The organism is Arthrobacter sp. 05N33_2 (genome assembly GCF_056397425.1).
Window position 1 is genome coordinate 1 of the sequence record NZ_JBFTNJ010000050.1, and the last position, 25,086, is coordinate 25,086.

At 68.6% G+C, this 25,086-nt stretch carries 20 protein-coding genes; 13 read left to right on the top strand and 7 right to left on the bottom strand.

Annotated elements, in window-relative coordinates; genetic code table 11:
- From AC1DHX_RS15945 to AC1DHX_RS15960, 4 genes are all read left to right on the top strand, one after another.
- Nucleotides 1-1,332: cytochrome ubiquinol oxidase subunit I (locus AC1DHX_RS15945; protein ID WP_476900232.1), on the top strand; the 1,332-nt coding region annotated here is incomplete at its 5' end.
- Between the two features lie 62 nt (nucleotides 1,333-1,394).
- Complete coding sequence (cydB, locus tag AC1DHX_RS15950; RefSeq protein ID WP_476857967.1) at nucleotides 1,395-2,444, top strand: cytochrome d ubiquinol oxidase subunit II; 1,050 nt, start codon at nucleotides 1,395-1,397, stop codon at nucleotides 2,442-2,444.
- An 8-nt stretch (nucleotides 2,445-2,452) separates the two neighbouring features.
- On the top strand, nucleotides 2,453-6,100 hold the full coding sequence (cydD, locus tag AC1DHX_RS15955) for a thiol reductant ABC exporter subunit CydD (protein WP_476859816.1): 3,648 nt from the start codon (nucleotides 2,453-2,455) through the stop codon (nucleotides 6,098-6,100).
- A gap of 21 nt (nucleotides 6,101-6,121) precedes the next feature.
- Nucleotides 6,122-7,198 carry a GNAT family N-acetyltransferase gene (locus tag AC1DHX_RS15960; protein ID WP_476859815.1) on the top strand — a complete coding sequence of 359 codons (1,077 nt, stop codon included), beginning with the start codon at nucleotides 6,122-6,124 and terminating at the stop codon, nucleotides 7,196-7,198.
- Between the two features lie 80 nt (nucleotides 7,199-7,278).
- Here AC1DHX_RS15960 and AC1DHX_RS15965 read toward each other — a convergent pair whose 3' ends face one another.
- The 4 genes from AC1DHX_RS15965 to AC1DHX_RS15980 all read right to left on the bottom strand — a co-directional run bounded on the left by AC1DHX_RS15965 (nucleotide 7,279) and on the right by AC1DHX_RS15980 (nucleotide 11,075).
- Nucleotides 7,279-7,797, bottom strand: coding sequence for a DinB family protein (locus tag AC1DHX_RS15965; protein WP_476900233.1), 519 nt, complete (start codon nucleotides 7,795-7,797; stop codon nucleotides 7,279-7,281).
- Nucleotides 7,798-7,972: 175 nt separating this feature from the next.
- Nucleotides 7,973-8,596 carry a DUF305 domain-containing protein gene (locus tag AC1DHX_RS15970; RefSeq protein WP_476859814.1) on the bottom strand — a complete coding sequence of 208 codons (624 nt, stop codon included), beginning with the start codon at nucleotides 8,594-8,596 and terminating at the stop codon, nucleotides 7,973-7,975.
- A gap of 761 nt (nucleotides 8,597-9,357) precedes the next feature.
- Nucleotides 9,358-10,809, bottom strand: coding sequence for a multicopper oxidase family protein (locus AC1DHX_RS15975; RefSeq protein ID WP_476859813.1), 1,452 nt, complete (start codon nucleotides 10,807-10,809; stop codon nucleotides 9,358-9,360).
- An 8-nt stretch (nucleotides 10,810-10,817) separates the two neighbouring features.
- Complete coding sequence (locus AC1DHX_RS15980; protein WP_026537025.1) at nucleotides 10,818-11,075, bottom strand: SHOCT domain-containing protein; 258 nt, start codon at nucleotides 11,073-11,075, stop codon at nucleotides 10,818-10,820.
- 245 nt (nucleotides 11,076-11,320) lie between these two features.
- Here AC1DHX_RS15980 and AC1DHX_RS15985 point away from each other — a divergent pair, with 245 nt between their 5' ends.
- Nucleotides 11,321-11,704 carry a VOC family protein gene (locus tag AC1DHX_RS15985; protein ID WP_223917085.1) on the top strand — a complete coding sequence of 128 codons (384 nt, stop codon included), beginning with the start codon at nucleotides 11,321-11,323 and terminating at the stop codon, nucleotides 11,702-11,704.
- Nucleotides 11,705-11,824: 120 nt separating this feature from the next.
- On the opposite strand, the gene AC1DHX_RS15990 is transcribed toward AC1DHX_RS15985, so the two are convergent.
- A complete protein-coding gene (locus AC1DHX_RS15990) occupies nucleotides 11,825-14,353 on the bottom strand; it encodes a DNA gyrase/topoisomerase IV subunit A (RefSeq protein ID WP_476859812.1) in 2,529 nt (842 codons plus the stop codon).
- A gap of 67 nt (nucleotides 14,354-14,420) precedes the next feature.
- Between AC1DHX_RS15990 and AC1DHX_RS15995 the strand changes: the two genes are divergently transcribed.
- From AC1DHX_RS15995 to AC1DHX_RS16005, 3 genes are all read left to right on the top strand, one after another.
- Entirely contained in the window at nucleotides 14,421-17,132 is a 2,712-nt protein-coding gene (locus tag AC1DHX_RS15995) for a bifunctional acetate--CoA ligase family protein/GNAT family N-acetyltransferase (RefSeq protein WP_476859811.1), read from the top strand.
- A gap of 80 nt (nucleotides 17,133-17,212) precedes the next feature.
- Entirely contained in the window at nucleotides 17,213-17,956 is a 744-nt protein-coding gene (locus AC1DHX_RS16000; protein ID WP_223917079.1) for a DUF5998 family protein, read from the top strand.
- 67 nt (nucleotides 17,957-18,023) lie between these two features.
- Nucleotides 18,024-19,250 (top strand): alkaline phosphatase family protein, encoded by a 1,227-nt coding sequence (locus AC1DHX_RS16005; RefSeq protein WP_476850477.1) that lies wholly within the window; start codon nucleotides 18,024-18,026, stop codon nucleotides 19,248-19,250.
- Nucleotides 19,251-19,358: 108 nt separating this feature from the next.
- On the opposite strand, the gene sepH is transcribed toward AC1DHX_RS16005, so the two are convergent.
- On the bottom strand, nucleotides 19,359-20,786 hold the full coding sequence (gene sepH, locus AC1DHX_RS16010; protein WP_476859810.1) for a septation protein SepH: 1,428 nt from the start codon (nucleotides 20,784-20,786) through the stop codon (nucleotides 19,359-19,361).
- Between the two features lie 322 nt (nucleotides 20,787-21,108).
- Here sepH and AC1DHX_RS16015 point away from each other — a divergent pair, with 322 nt between their 5' ends.
- Nucleotides 21,109-21,408 carry a DUF4193 domain-containing protein gene (locus tag AC1DHX_RS16015; RefSeq protein WP_018772415.1) on the top strand — a complete coding sequence of 100 codons (300 nt, stop codon included), beginning with the start codon at nucleotides 21,109-21,111 and terminating at the stop codon, nucleotides 21,406-21,408.
- A gap of 117 nt (nucleotides 21,409-21,525) precedes the next feature.
- Here AC1DHX_RS16015 and AC1DHX_RS16020 read toward each other — a convergent pair whose 3' ends face one another.
- On the bottom strand, nucleotides 21,526-22,011 hold the full coding sequence (locus tag AC1DHX_RS16020) for a DUF3093 domain-containing protein (RefSeq protein ID WP_223917074.1): 486 nt from the start codon (nucleotides 22,009-22,011) through the stop codon (nucleotides 21,526-21,528).
- Nucleotides 22,012-22,194: 183 nt separating this feature from the next.
- Here AC1DHX_RS16020 and dut point away from each other — a divergent pair, with 183 nt between their 5' ends.
- The 4 genes from dut to AC1DHX_RS16040 all read left to right on the top strand — a co-directional run bounded on the left by dut (nucleotide 22,195) and on the right by AC1DHX_RS16040 (nucleotide 24,935).
- A complete protein-coding gene (gene dut / locus AC1DHX_RS16025; RefSeq protein ID WP_230010969.1) occupies nucleotides 22,195-22,713 on the top strand; it encodes a dUTP diphosphatase in 519 nt (172 codons plus the stop codon).
- Between the two features lie 182 nt (nucleotides 22,714-22,895).
- Nucleotides 22,896-23,642: a DUF3710 domain-containing protein gene (locus tag AC1DHX_RS16030; RefSeq protein ID WP_028277000.1), complete on the top strand. Its 747-nt coding sequence runs from the start codon at nucleotides 22,896-22,898 to the stop codon at nucleotides 23,640-23,642.
- Entirely contained in the window at nucleotides 23,635-24,105 is a 471-nt protein-coding gene (locus AC1DHX_RS16035) for a hypothetical protein (protein WP_476859809.1), read from the top strand. Before AC1DHX_RS16030 ends, AC1DHX_RS16035 begins: the two co-directional genes overlap by 8 nt.
- A complete protein-coding gene (locus AC1DHX_RS16040) occupies nucleotides 24,102-24,935 on the top strand; it encodes a DUF3159 domain-containing protein (RefSeq protein WP_476900234.1) in 834 nt (277 codons plus the stop codon). The genes AC1DHX_RS16035 and AC1DHX_RS16040 overlap by 4 nt, the downstream gene beginning before the upstream one ends.
- Nucleotides 24,936-25,086: the final 151 nt, after the last annotated feature.

The window sequence follows — 25,086 nt, forward strand, 5'->3', positions numbered from 1 at the left end:
TGTTGGCGTTCTTCGTCGAGTCAACCTTCCTGGGTGTTGGCGTTCTTCGTCGAGTCAACCTTCCTGGGCCTGTGGATCTTCGGCTGGAAACAGCTCAAGCCCGCCGTCCACCTGGCCTGCCTCTGGATCGCCGTCATTGGTTCCGTCTTCTCGGCCTACTTCATCATCGTGGCCAACAGCTGGATGCAACACCCCGTCGGCGTCGAAATGGTCAACGGCCGGCCCGTCATGACCGACGCGTGGGCCGTCTTCACCAACAACACGGCCCTGGTGGCCGTGCCCCACACTCTCTTCGGCGCCCTCGCCGTCGCCGGCGGGTTCCTGCTCGGCATCGCSTGGTACCACCTGTGGCGGCGCCGCCGCGACGGCATCGACACCATCGGGGCCGACGGCAAGGTGATCCCCGGCGAAGCCGCCGGCATCCTCGGCCGGGACCGCAGTGACCACATCGTCTGGATCCGCTCGCTGAGGATCGGCGCCGTCGTCGCCATGATTTCCTTCGCGGGCACCGCCGTCACCGGAGATCTTCAGGGCAAGCTCATGTTCGAACAGCAGCCCATGAAGATGGCCGCCGCCGAGGCGGCCTGCCATGATGGCACCGGCTTCTCGGTCCTCAGCGTCGGCAACCTCGGCGCCAAGAACTGCGATGACATCGTGGCCGTGATCGAGGTCCCCGGCATCCTGTCCTTCCTGGCCAAGGGCGACTTCACCACGGAGGTCAAGGGCGTCAACAGCCTGCTGGGCGAGTACCAGGCCAAGTACGGCACCACCCTGCCGGACAACCCCATCTACGGGGACCGCGCCGGACAGCAAATCCAGTACGTGCCCGTCATGGAAGTCACCTACTGGGGCTTCCGGATGATGATCGGCTTCGGCGGCGTGGCCGCCCTCGCCGCCCTCCTGGCACTGTGGGCCACCCGCAAGGGAACCGTGCCGGCCTCCCGCGGCCTCATGCGCCTGGCGGTGTTCGGGATCCTTGCACCGTTTGGTGCCAACGCGGCGGGCTGGATCTTTACCGAGATGGGCCGCCAGCCGTTCGTCGTCGCCCCGAACCCGGACCCCAGCGGCATCGACCAGGTCTTCATGTTCACCGCCGCGGCCGTCTCACCGGGTGTTTCGGCCGGAGAGATCCTGACCTCCCTCGTGGTCCTGACCTCCATCTATGCTGTGCTGCTGGTGGTGGAGGTCAAGCTCCTGGTCAAGTACATCCGCGGCGGCGTGGCCTCGGCCATGCCGGAACTTGCCCACGCCCCCGTTGACGAAAACGAGGACACCACCCCCCGGGGCGGTCCCGGCAAACCCGACGACGACGTCCTGGCGTTCGCCTACTAGGCGCCCGCCCGCCAACCCACCACCCAGCAACCCACACGAAAAATACGCAGAGGATTCTCAGCATGGAACTGCTACCCACCATCTGGTTCGTTGCCATCGCGGTGCTGTGGACGGGCTATCTCTTCCTCGAGGGCTTCGACCTCGGCGTCGGCATGCTGATGAAGGGATTCGCCCGGAACAACACGGAACGCCGCGTCCTGATCAACACGATCGGCCCGGTCTGGGACGGCAACGAAGTCTGGCTCCTGACCGCCGGCGGCGCCACCTTCGCGGCGTTCCCGCTCTGGTACGCCTCGCTGTTCTCCGCCCTGTACCTGCCACTCCTGCTGGTCCTCGTGGCGCTCATTTTCCGGGCGGTCGCCTTCGAATACCGCGGCAAGGTGGACAACCCCCGGTGGCGCGCCCGCTGGGACTGGGCCATCTCGGCAGGGTCGTTCGTCGCGGCCTTCGGCGTCGGCGCCGCGCTGGCCCTGACCACCACGGGACTGCCGCTGAACGCCAACGGCGACCGAGAGGGCGGCCCGTTTGCCTGGTTCAGCGGCTACGCCGTGCTCGGCGGGCTCGCCGTCGTCGGTTTTTCCCTCCTGCACGGTCTCGGGTTCCTGGCCCTGAAGACCGACGGCGAGGTACGCCACCGGGCGCGGGCCTGGTTCGTCCGGCTGCTGCCCGTGCTGCTGCTGCCCATGGCCGGCTGGGCGGTGAGCCTCCAGCTCCTCAGCGGCGAGGCCTGGACCATCGCCGCCGTGGTCGGCGCCGTCGTCGCCGCGGTCCTGGCGTGGAATTTCGCCCGCAAGGGTGCCGAAGGCCGTGCCTTCATGTCGCTGGGTGCCTTCCTCCTGCTCGGCAGCGCCTCCATCTTCGGTGCCGCCTTCCCCGTGGTCCTGCCGTCCACGCTGGATCCCGCGTTCAATCTCACCGTCTCCAACGCCTCGTCCTCGGACTACACCCTGGGCCTGATGAGCATTGTGGCCTGCATCGGGCTGCCGCTGGTCCTGGCGTACCAGGCCTGGACGTACTGGGTGTTCCGGCGCCGGGTGAGCGCAGCGCATATCCCGGAGGCGCACAGCTTCCTTCCCGCGATCGCCGCCAAAGCGCTGGCACCGAAGGACTAACTTCCCAGATGAGACCGTTCCCCGCCGGCCCCTCGACCCGTTCCGCCCTCTACCTGCTGGGACTGCTTGCCGCCCTGAAAGCCCTCTCGCTCGTGCTCATGGCGCAGGCTGTGGCATCGATGCTCGCCGGGCTCGCCGCTCATGACACCGCCTGGGCAGACCAGCTGGTTCTGGGCGCCGCGGGGGCGGTGCTGCGCTCGCTGACGGTGTGGGGCCAGTCCGTGGCCTCACGCCGGGCGGCGCTCGGAGTGAAGGAGGAGCTGCGCTCGCAACTGCTGGAGCAGGCGCTCAGGAACGGCACGCGGTCTGCCGGGCCCGCCGACGGCGGCCTCGCCGTGCTGGCCACCCGGGGGCTGGACGCCCTGGATAGCTACTACACCCAGTTCCTGCCCGCGCTGGTGAACTGCGCGGCCATTCCGCTGCTGCTGGGCGCCCGCATCCTGTTCGCCGACTGGGTCAGCGCCGTGGTGATCGTGCTGACGGTGCCGCTGGTGCCGCTGTTCATGATCCTGATCGGGCGGTACACCGAGGAACGTGTCAGGGACGCCCAGTCCGCGCTGGCACGGCTCTCCGGGCACATGCTCGAGCTCGCCAAAGGCCTGCCCGTCCTCGTGGGCCTGGGCCGGGCCTCCGCCCAGCGCCAGGCGCTGGAGGACATGTCCGAGGAATATCGTTCCCGGACCATGGGGACTTTGCGCACGGCCTTTCTTTCCGCCCTGGCCCTCGAGCTCATCTCGACGATTTCCGTGGCGGTCGTCGCCGTGTTCATCGGCGTCCGCCTGGTCAACGGCGACATGGCGCTTGAGGCAGGGCTGCTTGCGCTCATCCTCGCTCCCGACTGCTACCTTCCGCTCCGGGAGCTCGGCACCGCACACCACGCCAGCGACGACGGCCGGGCAGCGCTCGCCGAAACCACAGCGGTCCTCGCGGATCCCGGAGCTGCGCCCCTGGATCCGACGCCGGCCTCCGTTCCTGCTGCCGGCCCGCCCGCCGTCACCGTGGACGGACTGACCGTCCGCTTCGGCGGACGCACGGATGCCGCCGTCGGACCGTTGAGCTTCACCGCCGCCGCCGGCCAGATCACGGCACTCGACGGTGCCAGCGGCGCCGGCAAGAGCACCGTGCTCGGAGTCCTCGCCGGGACCATCGGGACGGATGCAGGGACCGCCGTGTCCGGACGCCTCGGAGGATTCACGACGGCGGATCTCGCCTGGGTGCCACAGCATCCCGTCATGTTGGCTTCCACGGTGCTGGACGAGATCCGCCTGTATCTCGGCGTTCCCGCCGACGAAGCCGACGCCGCCACGGCCGGCACCGAGGCGGGCGCGGAAGCCGATGCGGCAGCGCAGCGGTGCCTGGCAGCCGTGGGCGCGGGGCACCTGGCGGCCAAGCACCCGGCCGAGCTGAGCCCGGGGGAGCTGAGGCGGGTTGCTCTGGCCCGCGGGCTGGCGAGGATCGAGGCCGGCGCCCGCGTACTGCTCCTGGATGAACCCACCGCCCATCTGGACCGGGGATCGGCCACACTGGTCAATCAGGCCCTCGCCGGGCTCCGGGGAAAGGTCACCGTGCTGCTCGTTGCGCACGACCGGCACACCCGGGACCTTGCCGACACTCTCGTCGCGGTTACGCCGGGCGCCGGCGGCCACCACGGCGGTGAATTTCCGGCCCTCGTCCCGCCACTGCCGGCATCCGCCGGGGGAGAGCCGGGCGTGCAGGCGGCGGCCACGCGGGCGCCCTTCCTCGTGGACGCCGCGGCGCCGGGCCAAAGCCAAAGCCAAAGCCCAGGCCCAACCCCGACCCCGGATACGGGCCTGGTCCCGGGCCGCCCCGAAACCTGCACCGCTCCTGCCGCGGCCGCCGGTTCGGTCAGCTCAATCGGCTCCGGCGCGGCCGGCCCGTCCGGTTCGGTCCCTGCCCAGCTGCGTCGCCTGCTGGCCCCGGTCAAGGGCCGGTTCGCCGCCGCCGGAGCCGTAGGCACGTTGGCGGCCCTGTTCGCCGTCGCCCTCGCGGGGCTGTCCGGCTGGCTCATCATCCGGGCCAGTGAACAGCCGCCCATCCTGTACCTGCTCACCGCGATCGTCGGCGTGAGGTTTTTCGGCGTCGGCCGGGCGTGCCTGCGGTACTCCGAGCGGTTGCTGCTGCACGATGCCGTGTTCGCCGCCTTGACCCGGCTCCGGGGCCGGCTCTGGGAGTCGCTGAGCCGCCGGGCGCTGTCCCTGCGCCGGCTCCTGCAGGGCGGCAACGTACTCGGCACGGTGGTGGACGACGTCGACACGGTCCGCGAGCTTTTGCCCCGCGTCGTGCTGCCGCCCGTGACCGCCGTCGCGGTCGCCGCGGCCGCAGTGGCCGGGATCGGGCTGCTGCTTCCCGCTGCGCTGCCTGCCGTGGCCGCGGCAGCGCTGCTGAGCATCGTCGTTGCCCCCGCCCTGGCGTTGGCCGCCGACCGCATGTCTGCCGGCACCGAACAAAACCTCCGTTCCGGCGTGCTCCGTCACGTTGCCGCAGCCCTGGACGCCCGCGCGGAACTGCACGCGAACGGTGTCAGCGCCCCCGTGCTCAATGCGATTGGCCGGGCGGACCGGGCCGCGACGGCAGCCTCACAGCGGTCGGCATGGGCGGAGGGTCTCGGCCAGGCCCTGACCGTCCTGGCCTGTGCCGGGGCCGCCCTGGCCAGCGCCGTGCTGGCCGCCCCGCTCGCCCTGAGCGGCGCGGTCGAACCGGAGACTGTTGCCGTCGTCGTCCTCGTGCAGCTGGCCATGGTGGACCCTTACGCAGCCATCACCACGGCCGTGCGGCAGTATCCCGCGCTGCGCGCCGTGATGCGGCGGATCAGCGCGGCGGGAGTCCTGGAGGCGGGGGCGGACAGTGACGCGGACGGCGGCGCCGCAACGGGCGGACTGGTACCCGTGGCTTCGCGCCCCGGCGGCCGGCCAGGGATTGAACTCGTGGACCTCGCTGCCGCGTGGCCTGGCGGCGGAAATGTCTTCAGCGGACTCACGGCCGAGGCCGGCCCCGGGCGCTGGCTGGCCGTCACCGGCGCCTCCGGCTCCGGCAAATCGACCCTGCTGGCCACGGTCCTGGGGTTCCTGCCGGCGGCCGGCGGCCACCTGTACCTGAGCGGACGCGCCGCCTGGTGCCCGCAGGAGGCACACCTGTTCGATTCGACCATCCGCGGCAACCTTCTCCTGGCGCGGCCGGAGCCAGCTCCCGCCAGGACGGACAGTGCGCAGCGTGGACCCGGCGGCGCCGTGGTGGCCAACGGGGACGAGCAGATGCGGGCTTCCCTCGACGCCGTCGGACTCGGCCCGATGCTGGCCCGGCTTGAGGCCGGCCTGGACACCCGGATCGGCCCGGGCGGGGCCTTCCTCAGCGGCGGAGAGCGTACGCGCCTGGCCGTTGCGCGCACGCTCATGACCGGGGCCGACGTCATCCTGCTCGATGAACCGACGGCGCACCTCGATGCGGAGTCAGGCAGGCTCATGCTCGCCGAATTGCGCGACGGGCTGCGCGACCGGACCGTTGTCCTGGTCACCCACAACCCGGACGATATCGACGCCGCGGACACCAGGCTGGACCTGGACGCCGCAGCCGCGGCTGCCGCCGTGGGCGCCGCGGGCGAGGGTCCAGCGGCGGCAGCCGTGCTGGCGCGCGGGTAACCCGCCTATTAGCCTGTTGCCATGAACCGCAACGGCGAGCTCCACCCCCGGCCCGCACTCGATCCCCGGCTGTCCTGGCGGCCGGCGGAGCGCCGCTACTTCGACGCGTGGGCCGGGCTGATTGCCCGCACGGCCGCCGTCGAGCAACCCGTCTGGTTCGAGCGCCAGGCGGATCTGGAACAGATCCTGGAGTCGAAAAATAACCCGGCAACGGCAAACACCATCATCGGCTTCGATCCGGAGGGCGTTGCCCGGGCTTACGGCCGGATCACCAAGAACCGCGACGGTGACAAGGCGAACGGCTCCGGCTGCGTTGACCCCGAGTGGCAGGGGAGCGGGATCGGCACCTCGCTGCTGGGCTGGATGGAACAGCGGACCAGGGACCGCTTTGCCGAGGACGCACGGCCGGCCGGAACTGTTGGGGATGCCGGCACAGCTTTGGCGGCCGGCGATGCCGGGGGGACCGGGGACGTCCCGCGCCCGAGACTGCGGCTCCATACCGAGCAGCAGCACCAGCACCAGGCCGCCTTGTTCGCCGGTTCCGGCTACGGCGTTGTCCGCTATTACAACGAGATGCACCGGCCACTGAACCAGGCTGTGTCTGAATCCTCCCTGGACCCCGGACTGGAGCTCGTCACTTTTGGGCCGGAGTTGCATGAACCGGTGCGGCTGGCGCACAACGCGGCATTCCGGGACCACTGGGGCAGCGAGCCCCGCGACCAGGAGGGTTGGGGCTTTGTGGTGAATGATCCGCAGGCCCGGCCGGACCTGAGCGGCGTCGTGCTGGACCGTTATACCGGCACGGTGGCCGGGTACCAGTTGGCCACCCACGACGTCGGGGCCGCCCTGACCCGCGGCTTCCGCGAAGGCTACACGGAGCTCCTCGGCGTCCGGCGGGAGTACCGTGGCCGGGGCATCGCGCAGGTGCTTTTGGCCGATGCCATGCGCCGCTTCGCGGCCGCGGGCATGGACGTGGCCTCGCTGGATGTCGACTCGGAAAACCCGACCGGGGCCCTCGCGCTCTACATCAAGATGGGCTATGTGGCCGTCAACCGGAGCATGGCGTGGGACAAGGAGCTTCAGCCGGCAGCGCCGTAGGGGCCGCCTCAGGGAACCGCAGACCTGCGCCTGCCCGCCGGCCGTCCGCGTGGCTGCCGTCCGCGCGCCAGTTCTTCGCGTTAGCCGTCCACGTCGTGGAGATGGTGGACGACGTCGTGCAGGAAATACTGCGCGAAGGTCAGGACAGTGAACACTGAGCCGTTGCTCCGGGTCCCCAAGCGGACCCAATCCTCCTCCGTTACCCGTGCGAAGGACGCTGCAATCTGCTCGCCCTCGGCCGTCAACTCGACGCCGACCTGGGCTGGATCGGCGTTGGCGTAGTCCTGCTCGATTGCCGTCTTGTCCTGGTCCCAGTCATCGAACCGGGCATCGTCCTCGGACAACATGAGGGACAGGCGGTGATCGAAAAGCGTGAAGACGTCCCGGACGTGGCAGCCATACTCGAGGACGGACCACGCTGCCTCGTTGGGCCGTTCCGTCGCGTCCGGACGTCGGAGGGCTGCACGCCACCGCGGGAGCATGCTGATGACGATCCCCGGCGCCGTGGCCGGGGTCGCGGCGGAGGCATCGAAACCGCACTYGGGGCAGGGCCGCGACAGGACCCAAGTCCAGTCCTTGGAATCCGGAATGATAGGCATTCCAGCAGTGTAGGTGCATTTGTTCCGCCGGGCATCCCGACCCGTCGCTGCAGCCGGTGCGGCACCCAGGTACGAGGCCAAAGCAGCACCGCCGTCGGCCGATGCTTTGACGACGTCGGCCGTGGCCGCCCAGTTGACGGCCCCGGTCCGAAGACGGACCGGGGCCGGGACGCTGCTAGAGGCTGGCCAGCAGGTCCTTCATCTCCTGGATTTCAGCTTCCTGGGCGGTCACGATTGCCTTGCTGAGGCTGATGGCGTCCGAGTTCTTGCCTTGGCTGCTTTCAGTCTTGGCCATCATCACCGCGCCCTCGTGGTGGGCGATCATCTGGGCCAGGAACAGCTTGGCCGCGTCGTTGCCCTGGGCGGCGTCGAGCGTCTTGAGGTCGTCGTCGCCCATCATCCCGTCGCCCATGCCATGGCCGGACGCCATCTGGGTGGGTTCGTTCCAGGTCTTGAGCCAGCCCGTCATCTGCGCGATTTCGGGTGCCTGTGCGGCCTTGATCTTGGTGGCGAGTGCGGTGATCCGCGCGTCCATGCCCTGTTTCCTGAGCATCATGTCGCTCATTTCCACGGCCTGGGCGTGGTGCGGAATCATCCCTTGGGTGAACATGGTGTCTGCCGCGTTGTGGCCTGCGGTTGCGGGGGCTGAGCTGGATGCCATGCCCATGCCGCCGCTGACCATGCCCGGCATGGTGTTAGTGGGTGTGCTTCCGGAGGTGCCGGCGCAGCCGGCAAGGGCGATGGCGGCGGAAATGCCGAAGGCAGAAATTGTGGCAGAAATGGTCAGGGTTTTCTTCATGGGGTCAAGTCCTTCAATCATCAATCGGCGTCGTGGCACGCCTGCGGATGACACGCCCGCGCCGCTGGAAGAACGGGATGGAGCGTGTCGGGTAAGTAGGGACGCCGGGCACGACACGGCGCGATCCCGTCTTACGTCCGGCTGATGGACAGATCGCCCGGTGAAGGACTTGCGGGGAGATAGCAGTAGGCCCAGACGGCGGCGTCGGCGTGCGTGTCCGGGTTGTGCATTGAGGCCGGTGCCGTGCCAGGCGGGGGCGCGGCCAGGGACGTCATTGCCGCCGAGGGCACACAGACCGAGTGCATTGACGCAGCGTCGGCGCAGTTCGATTGGCATACGCACGAAGCCGCTGGGGCAGCGGCCCGGCTGTCGGCCGTCAGGTCGGGACCGGCTGGGGTCGCAGGGCGCGGAGCCACGGAGTCATGGCCCATGGTGCGCTCTTGCAGGGCATGGGCGGCCGGCTGAGGTGCGAGGTTGGTCTCCGGCCGGGAAGACGACCCCGCGGTTTCCGCGGAGGATGTCACCGCGGTCATGGCATGAGCGCCATGCATTCCGGTCATGATGTGCATCCCGAGGAATCCAGCCATGACCGCCAGCAGGCCCACTAGCAGGAATCCGCAGCGAAGGGCGGTTGCGGCATGGCCCATGAAAGCTGCGGCCATGGCATTCTCCCTCCGGTTGGCAGTGTTGGACGGTAGCCAGGTTAAGGCTACAGGCTGCGCATTGGCCGGGCCGTCGTCGGGATACTTGCTCCCGCTGGGCTAGCGGACTTCGATGACGCCCATCATTCCTTGGTCCTCGTGGTCCAGGATGTGGCAGTGGTACACGGAGCGGCCGGTGAAATCCTTGAAGTGGATCCGGACCCGCACCTGTCCGTTGGCGGGTATGTTGACGACGTCACGCCAGACGGGCTGGCCCGGCGCCTGGCTCTGTTCTTCGATGATCTGCATCGGCCAGACGTGCAGGTGGAAAGGATGGTCCATCGGGCTGGGATTGATCAGGGTCCACTCCTCCACCGTCTGCGCGGCCACGGTGGTGTCCGTCCGGCTTGCGTTGAATTCACGGCCGTTGATGGTGAAAGTCATTCCCATCCCCATCCCCATACCGCCGACGGCGAAGGTCAGCTGCCGGCGGGCGGCAACGGCCGCGGTCCTCAGGTCTGCCGCTGCGGGCCGGGCCTGCACCGCCGGAGGAGGAGCGGCCGGGGCGCCGGAGACCGAGAGGGTCGCCAGCACGAGATCCCCTAAGCCCTGGGCGCCGTTGGGGGCTGGCCCTGCCGGTCCCATCACGCCGGCCATGCTGCCACGGTTGTAGTAGACGGCACCGAGAGTGGCGTCGCCCTCGACAGCTGTGACCAGGACATCTGCACGGTTGCCCGGCGCCAGCAGCACCTCGTCCACGTTCCGGGGTGTGGGGAAGCGGCCGGAATCCATGCCGAGGAGCTGCATCTGCTGCCCGTCCAGGCGCAGCTGCAGGTAGCGGGCCACGCAGGTGTTCACGATCCGCCACCGCTCACGCTCGCCCGGCCGGGCGGAAAGTTTCGGGTTGCTTTGGCCGTTGACCAGGACAAGTTCACCTTCCCGGCCGAGCATTCGGTCCATGGGCGAGGGGCCGGCGACGGTTCCGGAGCCGTCCAGGGTGATGTCAGAGACGACCATCACCCGCTCGCGGCTGACGTCCACGGGCTGTGCGTCCTCGACGATGATCGCACCGAACAGGCCGGCGAAAATCTGATCGGCGACCATGCCGTGATGGTGGGGGTGGTACCAGTACACGCCGGGCGGGTGATCCGCAGGGAGCCGGTAATCGTAGCGGAACGAGTGGCCGGGCTCGACGACGTTGAAAACGTTGTCTCCGTTGCCCTGGGGTGAAACGTGGAGTCCGTGGACGTGCAGGTTTGTCGGGACGTCCATGCTGTTGACCAGCTCGACGGCGAACACGTCCCCACCCCTCAAACGCAGGGTTGGGCCGGGGATTCCGCCGTTGTAGCCAAGCGCCGAGGCCTGCTGGCCGCCGAGCTGCACTGAGCCAGCTGACGCTTCGAGCCGGACCTGCAACCGTCCGTTGCTGCTGCGCAGCTGCTTCGGCTCGGTGAAGTCTCCGCCCGCGACGGACGCGAACCGGGAACTGACCGTCCACCAGAGCCCGGCTCCGCCGGCGGCTACGGCTGCCGTGCCGAGGCCGCCCAGCAGGAGCGCGGTCCGGCGGCTCATTGGGAGCACTATTGGTCCTCGCCGAGAACCTTTAGCTGCTCGCGGTATTGCTCCGCCGTCAGTTCACCCCGGGCAAAGCGTTCATCGAGGATCTGCCGGGCCCGGCTCCTGCCCGGGTAAGGCCCCTGCGGTCCCTGCATCCCGCTGTGACTGCCGCCTCCGGCAAACATGCGCACGGCGACCAGTACCAGCAGCGCTATGCCGATGAGCAGGAGTATGCCCCACATCCACATCCAGGCCATATTCATGCCGTAGCCCCACATCAAGACCGGTGCCCTTTCGCCTCAGACCATTGCTATTCCGATTCTTGGGCCGACCTCGGCTGCCCGGTAGAGTCCGAAGGCCTCCCCGTCCGGGAGCCTCGAGCTACACGCACTCACGGATATCGAGTGCGCGCATGCCCGGCCGTGCCCCGCCGGCCAAGGAAATCGGCGTCGCGGTTTCTCAGGTACGTGGGGGATGTGGAGGAGTATCATTCCTTCCGGGGGGCGGGCCTGGAAAGAGAATAGCCATGCTCAAGGACAAGCAAGTCGGCGCAGTGCTACCGGCAGCGGACATCGCCCGTGCACGGGATTTCTACCGCGATAAGCTCGGACTCGAACCCGAGAACGCGGATGCCGAGGACAACCTGCAGTACAAGTGCGGCGGCGGTACCGGGTTCCTCCTGTACCAGACGCCCAATGCCGGAACGGCCAAGAACACGCAGATCGGCTGGGTGGTCGATGACCTTCCGGGTGCCGTTGCGGAACTCCGGGCCAAGGGAGTCGTCTTCGAGGAATACGACTTCCCGGGCCTAAAAACGGAGGACGGCATCGCCACCACTCCGGACGGAAGCTCGGCCGCGTGGTTCCTGGACACGGAGGGCAACATCCTGAGCCTCAACCACATGCCCTAGCGCCGGCCCACAGGATGCGGGCAAGGCTTCCGGGACTGAGATCGCCGGAGGCAACGCCGGATCACGAATCCCGGCCGGAGCGCGACAGCGCCGCCGGCCGGATTTCGTTCGTCCGCGGTCCTACGTGTCGTTGCCGGCTTCCGGGTCCTCTGACCACGCCATGCTGGGTCCAATGGCGTCGATCGCCTGGGACAGCGGAATGCCGGAGCCGTCGCGGCGGCCATGCTCGCCGGGGAGTGAGCGCGCCACACCTGCCAGGGAGGACGCCTTGGCCGGACCGTGCCCAGCCCAGCCGAGCAGCAGCGTGTCCTCGCCCTTGAGGAAACGGTGTGCCCGCACCCCGGCAGTCGCCCGGCCCTTGACCGGGTACTCGGCCAGGGCGGTGACCTTCGCGGCCCCGGGGGCTGTGCCCGGCAGCGCGCCTTCCGTCCCCGCGATGGTCACGACGACGGCGGCGGCGTCAGCGGGGCTGGCGGTCCCGAAGAACATCACCCGGTCCCCGGCGGCCAGCTTGATCCCGGCCATGCCGCCGGCGGTCCGGCCCTGCGGGCGGACGGCGGAGGCACTGAAGCGCAGCAGTTGGGCCTGGCGCGTGATGAAGACGAGGTCGTCGTCGTCGGACCCGGCGGGGGCAACGCCCACCACGGTGTCCTTGTCCTTGAGCGCGATCGCTTCCCAGTCTTCGCGGTTCAGCGGATAGTCCGGCTGCACACGTTTGACCACGCCCTGGGCGGTTCCGATTGCCAGAACCTGGTCCAGCGGCGCGAAAGCCACCAGCGATTCCCCCTTGAGCAAAGTGATGAAATCCTTGGCCGCTACCCCGCCGGCCATGTTGGGGGTACCCGAGGTTGGCGGCAGCACAGGCATGTCCATGACCTGCAGGCGCAGCATGCGGCCCTGCGAGGTCACGGCGGCGATCTCGCCGCGGGCGGTGGTTTTGACCACGGAGGAGAAAACGTCATGCCGGGTCCGCGGTCCGGCCTCGGCCAGGCTGTCCTGGTTGGCGGTGCGGGCAATCTGCCCGGACACGGTGAGGATGGCCCAGCAAGGATCGTCCGCGATCTCAAGGGCCAGCGGTGCGGCCTTGCCCTTGGCCCCGGCGGCTGCGCCCAGTGCCGCGGCGACGGTGGGGGAGACGGCCTCGGATTCCAGCAGGACGGTCCGGCGCGGTGTGCCGTACTTCTCCGCGATCTCGCCGAGTTCGTCGGACACCAGGGCACGGAGCAGCGCGGGGGAGCCCAGGATCGCCTCAAGCTCCGCGATCTCCCGGCGGAGCTCCTCTTGCTCCTTCTCCAGCTCGACCCGCGAATATTTGGTCAGCTGCCGCAGCCGCAGTTCCAGGATGAAGTTGGCCTGGATCTCGGAGAGATCGTAGATGGACATCAGCCGGGTACGGGCCTCGGCCACCTCGTCGGAGGACCGGATGATCTGGATGACCTCGTCAATGTCCACGATCGCGACCAGGAGGCCCTCGACCAGGTGCAGGCGGTCCTTCTTCTTGCCCAGCCGGAAGGCGGTGCGGCGACGGACCACATTGATCCGGTGGTCCACGTAGACCGAAAGCAGCTGGAGCAGCCCGAGGGTCTGCGGCTGGCCGTCGACGAGCGTCACATTGTTGATGCCGAAGGAGTCTTCCATCGGGGTGTAGCGGTAGAGCTGCTGGAGCACGGCAGTGGGATTGAAGCCGTTCTTGAGYTCAATGACCAGGCGCAGGCCGTGCTTGCGGTCGGTGAGGTCCACGACGTCGCTGATGCCGGTGAGCTTCTTGCCGTTGACGGCATCCTTGATCTTCTCGATCACCTTCTCGGGGCCCACCATGTAAGGCAGTTCCGTGACCACCAGGCCGGTGCGGCGGGCCGAGAGCTGCTCGATGTCCACCTTTGCCCGGGTCTTGAAGGAGCCGCGGCCGGTGGCATAGGCGTCGCGGATGCCGTCCAGGCCCACAATCCGGCCACCGGTGGGCAGGTCCGGGCCGGGGACGAACCTCATGATGTCCTCGAGCGTGGCGTCCGGGTTGTCGATCAGGTGCCGGGCCGCGGCGATGACCTCCACCAGGTTGTGCGGGGCCATATTGGTGGCCATGCCGACGGCGATGCCCGTCGCGCCGTTGACCAGCAGGTTGGGGAACGCGGCCGGCAGCACGTCCGGCTGGGTCAGCTGGTTGTCGTAGTTGGGAACGAAATCGACGACGTCCTCGTCGAGGTGGTCGGTGAGGGTCAGGGCCGCGGCCGCCAGCCGGGCTTCCGTGTAGCGGGGGGCCGCCGGGCCGTCGTCGAGCGAGCCAAAGTTACCGTGTCCGTCGATCAGCGGCAGCCGCAGGGAAAAGTCCTGGGCCATCCGCACCATGGCGTCGTAGATCGCGGCGTCACCGTGCGGGTGCAGCTTGCCCATGACCTCGCCCACCACGCGGGCGCTCTTGACGTGGCCGCGGTCCGGGCGCAGCCCCATGTCGGACATCATGTAGAGGATCCGCCGCTGGACGGGCTTTAGGCCGTCGCGGGCGTCGGGAAGGGCCCGCGAATAGATCACCGAATAGGCGTATTCGAGGAATGAGCCTTCCATCTCGGACGTGACATCGATATCGACGATGTTCTCAACGAAATCTTGGCTGGGTTCCCCTGCCGGGGGCGTGGTTTGGCGGCGTGCCATAAGGCTGGTGGATCCTTCTGAGGGGTGCTGAACGGGTACTGCGTAAGTTTATGACTAGGCTAAGCCTATGGTGGATCAGCCGGCGGACGGCGTATATCCGGAATATTGGGAAGCCGATGTTGTCCTGCGCGACGGCGGCACGGCGCATGTGCGCCCCATCCACCCCTCCGATGCAGATGCGGTCCAGGCCTTCCACGTGGGCCAGTCCCAGAAGTCCATCTACATGCGCTTCTTCGCCTTCAAGTCCAAGCTTTCCAGCAAGGAACTCAAGCGCTTCACCGAGGTGGATTACAAGGACCGGGTGGCCCTGGTGATCACCATCGGCGGCGAAATCCTGGGCATCGGCCGTTACGACCGGCTCGATGACCCGGCCGAGGCCGAGGTCGCCTTCAACATCGCCGACGCCCACCAGGGCCGCGGCATCGGCTCGATCCTGCTCGAACACCTCGCCGCCGCGGCCCGCGAGAACGGGATCCGCAAGTTCAGCGCCGAGGTGCTTCCGGAGAACCGCAAGATGCTCATGGTCTTCTCCGACGCCGGCTACGACGTCAAACGCCACTTCGACGACGGYGTGGTCAGCCTCGARTTCAACATCGACCCCACCGACAARTCCCGCGCYGTGATGGAATCCCGCGAGCACCGCGCGGARGCCCGCAGCATCCAGGAACTGCTCGCTCCGGCGTCCGTGGCCGTAATCGGAGCCAGCCGCAAATGGGGCACCGTGGGCTACCAGCTGCTCGAGCACGTCATCGAAGGCGGCTTCAGCGGACCGGTCTATGCGATCAACCCGGAGGCCCTGGAACTGGCCGGCATGCTTTCCTTCGCCCGGCTCTCCGAGGTTCCCGGCCCGGTCACGCTCGCCATCATCGCGGTCCCGTACGACGAGGTCCCCAAGGTGGTCCAGGAATGCGCGGCCGCCGGGGTCAAGGGAATCGTGGTGGCCACCGCGGGGTACGCGGACGACGGCGAACGCGGTCTGGCGCGCCAGCGCGAACTGGTGCGGCAGGCTCGAGAAAACGGCATGCGCGTGATCGGCCCGGCGTCCCTGGGCATCGTCAACACCAACCCGGCCGTGTCCCTCAACGCCTCGATGGCACCGGCCCTGGCCCGTCGCGGCGGGTTGGGGCTGTTCAGCCAGTCGGCCGCGATCGGCGTCTCGCTCTACGCGGCCTCCAGCCGGCGCCGGGTGGGCATCTCGACCTTCCTCTCSGCCGGCAACCGSGCMGACGTCTCCGGCAACGACATGATGCAGTACTGGGAAGACGATGCCGACACCACGGCGGTGGGCCTGTACCTGGAATCGATCGGCAACCCGCGCAAGTTCTCCCGGCTGGCCCGCCGGCTGGCCCGCACCAAGCCGGTGATTGTGGCCAAGTCCGACGCCATGGGCCTGAATCTGCCGCCCGGGCACTCCGTCCGCACCACCCAGGCTCCCTCGGAAGCGCTGGATGCCATGATGCGGCAGGCCGGGGTGATCCGGGTCGAGACCATCGAAGAGCTCATGGACGTCGCCCAGATCGTCTCGAGCCAGCCGCTGCCCGGGGGCCCCGGAATCGCCGTCTTCAGCAACTCGCGCGCCCTTGGCAAGGTGGTAGCAGACAGTGCCGCCCGCCAGGGGCTCGGCGTGGAACGGATCGTGACAGACGTGGACCTGGACGCGGGCATGTCCCGGGCGCTGCCGGCCCTGCGCCGGAGCCTGCAGGAAACCCTGACCGCAGACACGGTGTACGCCGCGGTGGTCGCGCTGCTGCCGGCGCACGGTCTCACCGTCGAAAAGATCGCCGGAGTGCTGGCCGAATGCTCCGCGGCGGCCGGCAAGCCGGTGGTTGCCGCCTTTAGCGGAATCCTTGATCCCTCCATCTATGTGGAGGGAATGGTCGGCGCCGAACCTGAACAGCAGCACCAGCCCGCGCCCGCTCCGCCGGTCCCGTGCTACTCCAACCCGGGTGCGGCGGTCGCGGCCCTTGCCGCCGTCGTGCGCTACGCCCAGTGGCTGGACCGGGACCAGGGACTGTTCGTGGAGCCCGAAGGGTGCCACCCGGAGGCCGCCCGGGCGGACCTGGAGCTGCTGCTGCGCGATGTGGGCGGCGAGCAGCTCGTCCGGCTGGACCAGGACACGGCCGCCCGGCTGCTGGGCCACTACGGCATCCGGCTGGTCCCGTCCGTCGGGTTCGAGACGGCGGAGGAGGCCGTGGCCGCGGCCGGGCAGCTCGGCTGGCCTGTGGCCTTGAAGACCACGGACCCGGCACTGCGGCACCGGCTGGACCTGGGAGGTGTGCGGCTGGACATCCAGGACGCCGATTCGTTGCGGCGCAACGTGCTGGAGATGCGCAAGTCGCTCGAGCGGTACGGCTCGCCGTCCCTGGAAGTGCAGACCATGGTACCCGTGGGGCAGGCCTGCACTTTCCGCGCCATCGAAGACCCGCTGCTGGGGCCGGTGATCTCCTTCGGCCTGGCCGGAGACGCCGTGAACCTGCTCGATGACTGGGCCCACCGCGTGCCGCCGCTCTCCGGCTCCGACGTCCACGACTTCATCCGGGCGCCCCGGGCGTCGCGGAAGCTTTTCGGCTACCAGGGCCTGCCCGCCGTCGACGTCGCGGCACTCGAGGACCTCGCCGCCCGCCTCACCAGGCTGAAGGACAACCACCCGGAGATCGTGCTGGTGCATTTCAATCCCGTCCTCGCCGGGCCCGATGGTGCCTCGATCCTGGCCGCCGATGTCAGGATCGCGAACGCCGCCCAGCGGACCGACAGTGCGCGCCGGGCGATGCGGAGTTAGGGTCTAACCTCCCCGGCTGCAGCCCGCGTCCAGGGCCCGGCAGTTAGCAAGTCCCATGCTGATCTGTGAAAATGGAGACTATGAGCACCCAGCCTCCAGCACCCAAGCCCCTGGCGACCGCCCCCGCACGCCAGACCGCGCACCACCACGGCCTCCATGACCACAGTGCGCAGGGCCAGAGCCTGGAAGGGGCCCTCCAGCAGGCCGGTTTCTACCCCCGGCTCGTGGCCGACGTCGTCGCCGATGCCCTGGATGGCCGCGATTGCGTGGCCCACCTCGTACATCTCGAGACACACTTCGACCGGGCCGAGGTCCGCCGTCACATCACCGTCCTGGTGTTGACCGACGACATGTTGGTCATCACCCATGTCGACGACCAGCAGCTCGACGAGGCCGGCGAGCAGACCGTCGCCCAGGTGTCCACCGAGTCCGTTCCCGTCACCCAGATCCGCTCCGTCGTCTTGAGCTATGTCTACGCCCAGCCGCAGGACTACAAGCCTTCCGACCCTGTCCGCGAGCTGACGTTGTCCATTGCATGGTCCGGCGGCCAGCGCCTCGACATGGGTCCGGCCAGCTGCGGGGACCCGCAGTGCGAGGCCGATCACGGCTACAGCGGCACCATTGCCCAGGAAGACATCGTCCTGCGCATCAGCGCCGAAGCGGACGGCCTGCAGGCCGTACAAGACGCTAAGCTCTTCGCCCGCGCCCTCCGCGCTGTGAACACCGGCTCCGCGGCGCCGGTCCCGCACAACGGGCCCGGGCTGCCGCCCCGACCGCGGATGGGCGTGTTCGGAAACCGCCTCAGCCGCGGCCACCAGCGCTGACATGGCCCATTTCCGTCAGCCTGAGCCCGCTGAAGTTCAGCTGCCAGTCCCGGTATTGGCTCCCTCCCTGGCCGCCGGCGCCGCCGCGGCCGTTCCGCTGGCCGCCGGTGCTGGTCCGTCCCCGCTCCCRCCCGCCCCGGCGTTCGGACATCGTTCCATCGCCGAGGTGCTCACCAGCGCCGCCGCCAGCCTGGGAGTCCCGGGGTTTGAGAACAAACTGAACCTTCCGGCCGCCAAACGCGTGTGTGTGGTGCTGGCCGACGGGCTGGGCCGGAACCTGTTGAAGCAGAAGAGCGCCCACACCCCGTTCCTGCGTGCGGTCCAGCAGGCCGGCCAGGGCCAGGTGCCCGTGTCGCTGGACTCGGCGTTCCCGTCCACCACCGCGGCATCCCTCGCCAGCTTCGGCACCGGACTGTCGGCGGGCCAGCACGGCATGGTGGGCTATGACGTCCTGGATCCGGATCAGGACCGGGTAGTGAACATGCTGGGCAACTGGGACGCCGGCGTGGACCCGCGGACGTGGCAGCCGTTCCCCACCGTTTTTGAACGGGCCGCGGAACACGTCGATGTGACGACGGTCAGCCTGCCGCAATTCAGCACCTCTGCCATGACCGAGGCCGCGCTCCGCGGAGGCCGCTTCCTCACCGGAACCACGTCGCACGCCCGGACCGAAGCGGCCGCCGAGGCCATGGCCGGCGCCGGTCCCTCGCTGATGTACTTCTATGTCAATGAGCTCGACAAGGCCGGGCACCGCCACGGCTGCCAGTCAGCCCAGTGGGAGCACCAGCTGGAAGAGCTCGATGCCACGGTGCGCCGGCTCAACGCCACCCTGCCGGCCGGCACCACGGTGCTGCTGACGGCGGACCACGGAATGGTGGACGTGCCCGAATCGCAGCGGATCGACTACTCCGCGGAGCCGGCGCTGCTCGCCGGGGTGCGGCACACCGCCGGAGAGCCGCGCATGGTCCACCTCTACCTGGAGGATAGGACGGACGACGCCGCCCGCGGCCGCCTGCTGGCCAACTGGCGGTCCCGTTTCGGGGACAGAATATGGGCCTTCACCCGTGAGGAAGCGATCGCGGGCGGCCTGTTCGGCGACGTGAGGGCCGAGGCCGCCTTGCGGATCGGCGACGTCATGATCGCGGCCCGGGACGCGCTGGCGCTTTACGATACCCGCAGGGTCCGGCCCACTGCCCTTGAGGTCGTGGGCCAGCACGGTTCCCTGACGAAAGCCGAGCGGGAAGTCCCGCTGCTCTATTTCCAGGCCGACGGTAAAAAAGCCCCCCGCGGCTGACGTTCCCAGCCTGAAATTCGGGACTGAAAATCGGGACGGAAATTCCTGCCTGAATTTCCTGCCTGAAATTCGGGACTGAAATCCCTGCCGGAAACGCGCGCCCGGCTCTTATTGGTCGTTGCGGGTTCCGAAGACGATTTCGTCCCAGCTCGGAACGCTGGAGCGCTTCGGCTTGGCCGGCTGGCGCTCGGGCTGGTCCGTTCCGGCTTCGTTCCGGGCAGCGGCGTGGGACTCGCGGTGCTGCCGCCGGGACGTTCCGCCGCCGATCAATTCATCCAGGCCCGGGCTCGCCGTCGGGCCGCTCTTAGGGGCCGGGCGCAGTTGCGAGGCCGCGATGGTGACTTCCCGGGTCTCGGTGCTGACGCCGTCGTGCAGTTTCAGGGCATCGTCCTCCTCCGGGAGGCGCGGTGCGATGCTCTGCCGCGAGAGCATCGAGGGCCTGCCGTCGCGCCGTCGCGTGAAGGGGTCGGTTTCCGACGGGGCGGCCGCCTCCACTGCAGGAACGTCCGGCAGACCGGGGTTGATGAGGGCTGGATCGGTCTCGGCCGGGGCGGGATCGTTCTCCGCAGCCGATTCGGGGATGGCATCCGGTTCCACAGATGCCGGAAGCCCGGGTGTTTCCGGGACCTCCGAGGGACGGGGGTGGGCAGCGGGGACGCCGGTGGTCAGGAGCGTGGCAAGGGCGTCGTCCGCGTCCTCGTCCACGCCGATCCGCTGGCCGCGGCGGGAACGCAGCATGTCCAGCAGCCCGTCGGCGTCTTGTTCCTGGTGGATCCTGTCCTGCTGGAGCAGCATCTGGTGAATAATGCTGTGCTGGCCGGTCGCTGTGCGGGCCGCGGCCTCGGCATCGGTTTCAAAGTCGAAGGGCCGGTCGGAGACGGCCGTAAGGCGCCGGGTCGGCACGGGGCCTTCGAGCGGCTCAAGTTCGCTCAGCTGCTGGGCCCAGCGGTTGGCGTTTTGCAGGGTCTTCCGGGCGGGGTGGAAGGTCCACAGGGCCGGCGGCTCCTCGCCGATTCCGGCCGGGCCGCCGGGCTTGGGCTCGAAGCGGGCCACCACGTTCCAGCTGCCGTCGGGACGTCGCCAGGAATCCCACTCCAGTGTTGAGGGCTCGACTCCGTAGGCCCTGAGCCGGTGCTCGACCATGTCGCTGAGGGACGCCGGGTTTTCACCGAACACCGACCGGTAGGCGTCGTGGCCCGGGGCGGGGGAGGCTACCTCCACCTTGCGGGCCTGCTGCGCGATGTACTCGCGTTCGGCCAGGACCGGGCCCTCGTAGCGCTGGACTTTCTCCAACGGAATTCCGGACAGTTCCGCCACTTCGGCGGCGGTGGCCCCGTTGCGAATCCTGGTCTGGATGTCGCGCGGTGACATGGCAATAGGGGGTGCGGCCGCGCTGGACGCGGTCTTCGCCGACGCCCGGCTGGCTGCCACCCGAAGTGCTTCATCGATCGGCAGCTGGAACATCTCGCCGCCGGTGCCACTCAACAGGAGATGCTCTCCGTCGTCGTGGACGCCTACAAGCCGTAGATCCTGCATACAAATCCTCCACCCTGGCATTACTAACAATCGAAACTCTGCCACCAGCCGGACGCATTTCGGGTTAGGACGGCAGGCGCGCCGTGATTTTCCGCGACTTTCCGCCGGATTTTGCCGGTCTGCGGGAGAGATCGGGGCGAGGAGACCGGTGGGCTCTGGCATTCGGGAGGCGCTTAAGCAAAAATGACCCGACACCGGGCACAAAAACCGCATGTCCGGCGTTACAACGGTGAACCGTTCCCGGAGCCCAGGGTTACCATCCCGGCGGGCCACCCAGGAACGGCAAATCAATCGAACGAATGCGGAGTGTGAGCAACAAATAATGGCGACTGATTACGATGCGCCGCGTAAGACCGAAGAAGACCTCAGCGAGGATTCGATTGAGGCTCTGAAGGCGCGGCGTACGGAGAAGCCTTCCGCCGTGGTGGATGAAGATGAGTCCGACCTCGCCGAAGGCTACGAACTTCCCGGCGCAGACCTGTCCGGGGAGGAACTGCTGGTCCGGGTCCTGCCCGCCCAGGCTGACGAATTCACGTGTGCCTCCTGCTTCCTCGTCCGCCACCGTTCGCAGATTGCCCGCGAAAAGGACGGCCTTAAGTACTGCAAGGATTGCGAGGGCTAGGCACGCGGCAGCCCTGACCAGGACCCCCGATCCCGGGCCCGCATTTCGGGACCGGGGAGGAGGCGACGTGAGGTGCCCTCCGGGACTTGGGGAGAGCCGTGCAGGGGGCGGTGGGAACTAAGCGTTGAGCGCGGCGATCAGTTGCTCCGGGTGGCGGCTGGACGCCAGCCAGTACGGCGTGCGGTCCGAGGGGTCCTCGATCTCGATCCGGACCACCGGATCCACCCAGCCGCGGATACACAGGAACGCCAGCCCATTGAGCCGGGTGCCCCGCTCCGCCGTCGCTTCTTTGCCCCGGAACGCCGTGGCCTTGCCCAGGAATCCGCGTTCAATCGTGGCCCTGCCCACCTTCAGGGTGGTCCTCGTGACCGTGATTGACGGCGTGGACAGGACCAGCAGCACGGAGATGATGACGAAGAGCACGATCGCTGCGGTGATACCGGCCCAGATGCTGATGGGCGCCAGCATGAGGATCCCGGCGCTGGAGAACCCCGCCGCGACCAGCCAGATCCAGAAGTTCGGCCAAAGCTTCTCGGAGTAAAGGGCAGTGGAGTCGCGCGGGGCGCTCTTCGGGGCAGGCGCGGCTGCGCTGGATTCGGGCATAAGCACAGCTTTTCATCTTTCCCGGGCTATTTCACCTCGGCCCCGCCCGGCTCCAGCCCTGGATCAACCCGGAACAACCCGGATCAACCCGCATCCACCGCGCACCAGTCCCGCGGGCGGCGTGCCCGGGCAGGCCAGCGGCGGCTAGGACGATGTTCCTTGCGGGCGTTAGAGTGAGGGACTGTGACTGAAGAAAACACCGCCGTCGCCAGTGCCGCACCGACGGCCAGCGACGCAGCCTACGGAACGCCCACCTTGACGGTACAACTGAAAATGCTCGACGACGGGCTCGAGCCGCCGTCGTACGCGCACCCGGGCGACGCTGGCGCTGACCTTCGCGCCCGCGAGGACGTCGTCCTCGCCCCGGGGGAGCGCCGCCTCGTCCCGACGGGCGTCTCGATTGCGCTCCCGGATGGATTCGTTGCGCTGATCCACCCCCGGTCCGGCCTCGCCACCAAGCACGGACTCACGGTGGTGAACGCCCCGGGGACCGTGGACGCCGGCTACCGCGGTGAAATCGCGGTGACACTGCTCAATACGGACCGGGACGAGGCGATCGAGCTCCGCCGCGGCGATAGAATTGCACAAATGGTCATTCAGCGCGTGGAGTACGCCAGGTTCCTCCCGGTCGAGGAGCTCGACGGCTCCGTCCGCGGCGGGGGAGGCTTCGGCTCCACCGGCGGTTTCGGCGGACCGGCCTGAGCGCAGGCCCCGGCAACGCCACGGGAGCCAACTGCGTTTCTGCAGTGCCGCAGGCACTGCAGCACATGCAGGCAATGATGCACGAAATAAGGAGCCGGCCGCGGGGTAGCGGGCGGCCACGCGGACAGGCGCCAGGACGACGCCGGGCGGCGGTACAGGATCACAACTGAAGGAGACACCCCATGGTTTTTGGGCGCGGCAGGAAAGCCAAACAGGAGCAGCCGACCGGGGCCGATACGGACCAGAACGCTGTGGCCACGGAAGCTGCTGGTGACGCCGCCGCGACACCGGCCGGGAACGTTGCCGAGACCGCCGGCCGGGCCGCGACGGGGCCCTTCGACGTCTCGGAAATCGACGACCAGGACGGGTACGTGGACCTCGGTGCGCTGCTGATCGCGCCCCGCGAGGGACTCCAGCTCCGCTTGGAGGTTGAAGAGGCGAGCCAGCGCGTCGTCGCCGTCACCATGGACCTGGAGGGCTCGAGCCTTCAGCTGCAGGCCTTCGCCGCCCCCCGTTCCGAGGGCCTGTGGGATGAAATCCGTGAGCAGATCGGGCAGTCGGTCGGCAGCCAGGGCGGCCAGGTCGAGGAGGTCGAGGGCAGCTTCGGCACCGAACTCGTGGCGAAGCTTCCCGCCGGCGGCGCGGACGGCAGCCAGGGCTACCGCGTGGCCCGCTTCATCGGCGTTGATGGCCCGCGCTGGTTCCTCCGCGGAGTCTTCGGCGGCGAGGCAGCCCTTGACCGCGACGCGGCGGCCGGGCTGGAGGGGCTCTTCCGGAAGATCGTCGTGGTCCGCGGCGAGAACCCCATGCCGCCGCGTGACCTGCTGCAGCTGCGCCTGCCAAAGGACACCGCCGCTGCACCGTCGCCGCAGGCGGCCCCCGAATTCGAACAGCCCGAACGCGGACCGGAGATAACCCAGATTGGCTGATGCCGCCGGCAAAAAATCCACCGCCGCCATGTCCGTCCGGGACTTGCCGGACCGCGGGCGGGTGCTGTGCCACGGCTTCATCGAGTCCGTCACGTACGTGCCCGCCAACCAGGTGGCCTCCTTCATTGCGATCCTGATCGATCACGACGTGCCTGCGCCCGTCAGCCGTTTCCCGGGATTTGGTGTCAAAGCCGGCTCCGGTGCCGGGACGGCCAGCAGCCTGCCGGCCAGCACCCTGCCGGCCAGCGGCGTGTCCGCCCACCGGGTGCGCCCCGGCGCTCAGCGCCAGCGGCCAGCCGGTCCCAAGGAGCGGCTGCGCGTTGTATGGCTGGGCCGGCGCCGGATCCCTGGCGTCGACGCCGGAACGGAGCTCCGGCTCGAGGGCATGGTCACCATCCGCGACGGGCTGCCCACGATCTTCAACCCACGCTACGAAATACTCTCCCGCCAGGAGGAGCAATGACCTTGCCCGAACACCCCGAGCGGGACCGCCCGGAGCGGCCTCAACAAGACACCGACCGGCAGGAGCCGGCRGAATCCGCGGACGGCGGCCGGGACATTTCCGCACCCGTGACTTCCGAGCCCACAACCGCCCAGCCCACAACCGCCGCGCCCACCGTCGCCCAGCTTGCCGGGGACTACGCGGCCAAGGCCGGCCTGCACCGGTCGAGCAACGGCAACATCGACGTGCTGAAAAGCGCCGGCGGCATCCAGGGCATCGCCGAGAGCATCCTCCCGGGCCTGGTCTTCCTGATTGCCTTCACCATCGACCGGGAAAACCTGGCCATGGCCGTCACGGCCTCCCTGGCGGTGGCCGCCGTCTTCACCGTGGCCCGGCTGGTTCAGCGCAAACCGCTGACGCAGGCTCTGGCCGGCTTCATTGGCGTCGGCCTCTCCGCCTGGCTGGCCACCTCGACCGGCAAAGCAGAGAACTTCTACGTCCTGGGGTTCTTCACGAACGTCGGCTACATCCTGGCCATGTCGATCTCCGTGGCCGTGCGCTGGCCGATCGCCGGCCTGYTCTTCGGCTTCATCCGCAACGAGGGCGTGGAATGGCGCAAGGACCCGAAAAGGATCAGGGCGTACAGCATCGGCACATGGGTGATCGTTGCCGTGCTGGTCCTGCGGCTCGTGGTGCAGGTTCCGCTCTACTTCATGGGCGAGCAGGGCCTCGCCGCCCTCGCCACCACCAGGCTCATCATGGGCGCCCCGCTGTACATCCTCGGCATCTGGGTTGCCTGGCTGATCACCCGGCCGGCCCCGGTGCCCGCCGCAGCCCCAGAAGCGAATTGACCCGTTGCGCTATCAGATATGGCCGTTCCCAGACTTTGTGCTGTCTCACCTCATCGTTGACACTTCATGTCTCAACTGATCGTGGACGGTTCATGTCTCAGGACTTCGTGGACGGTTGCCTGCCCGTGCCGTTGAGGCCGATGTAGACGGT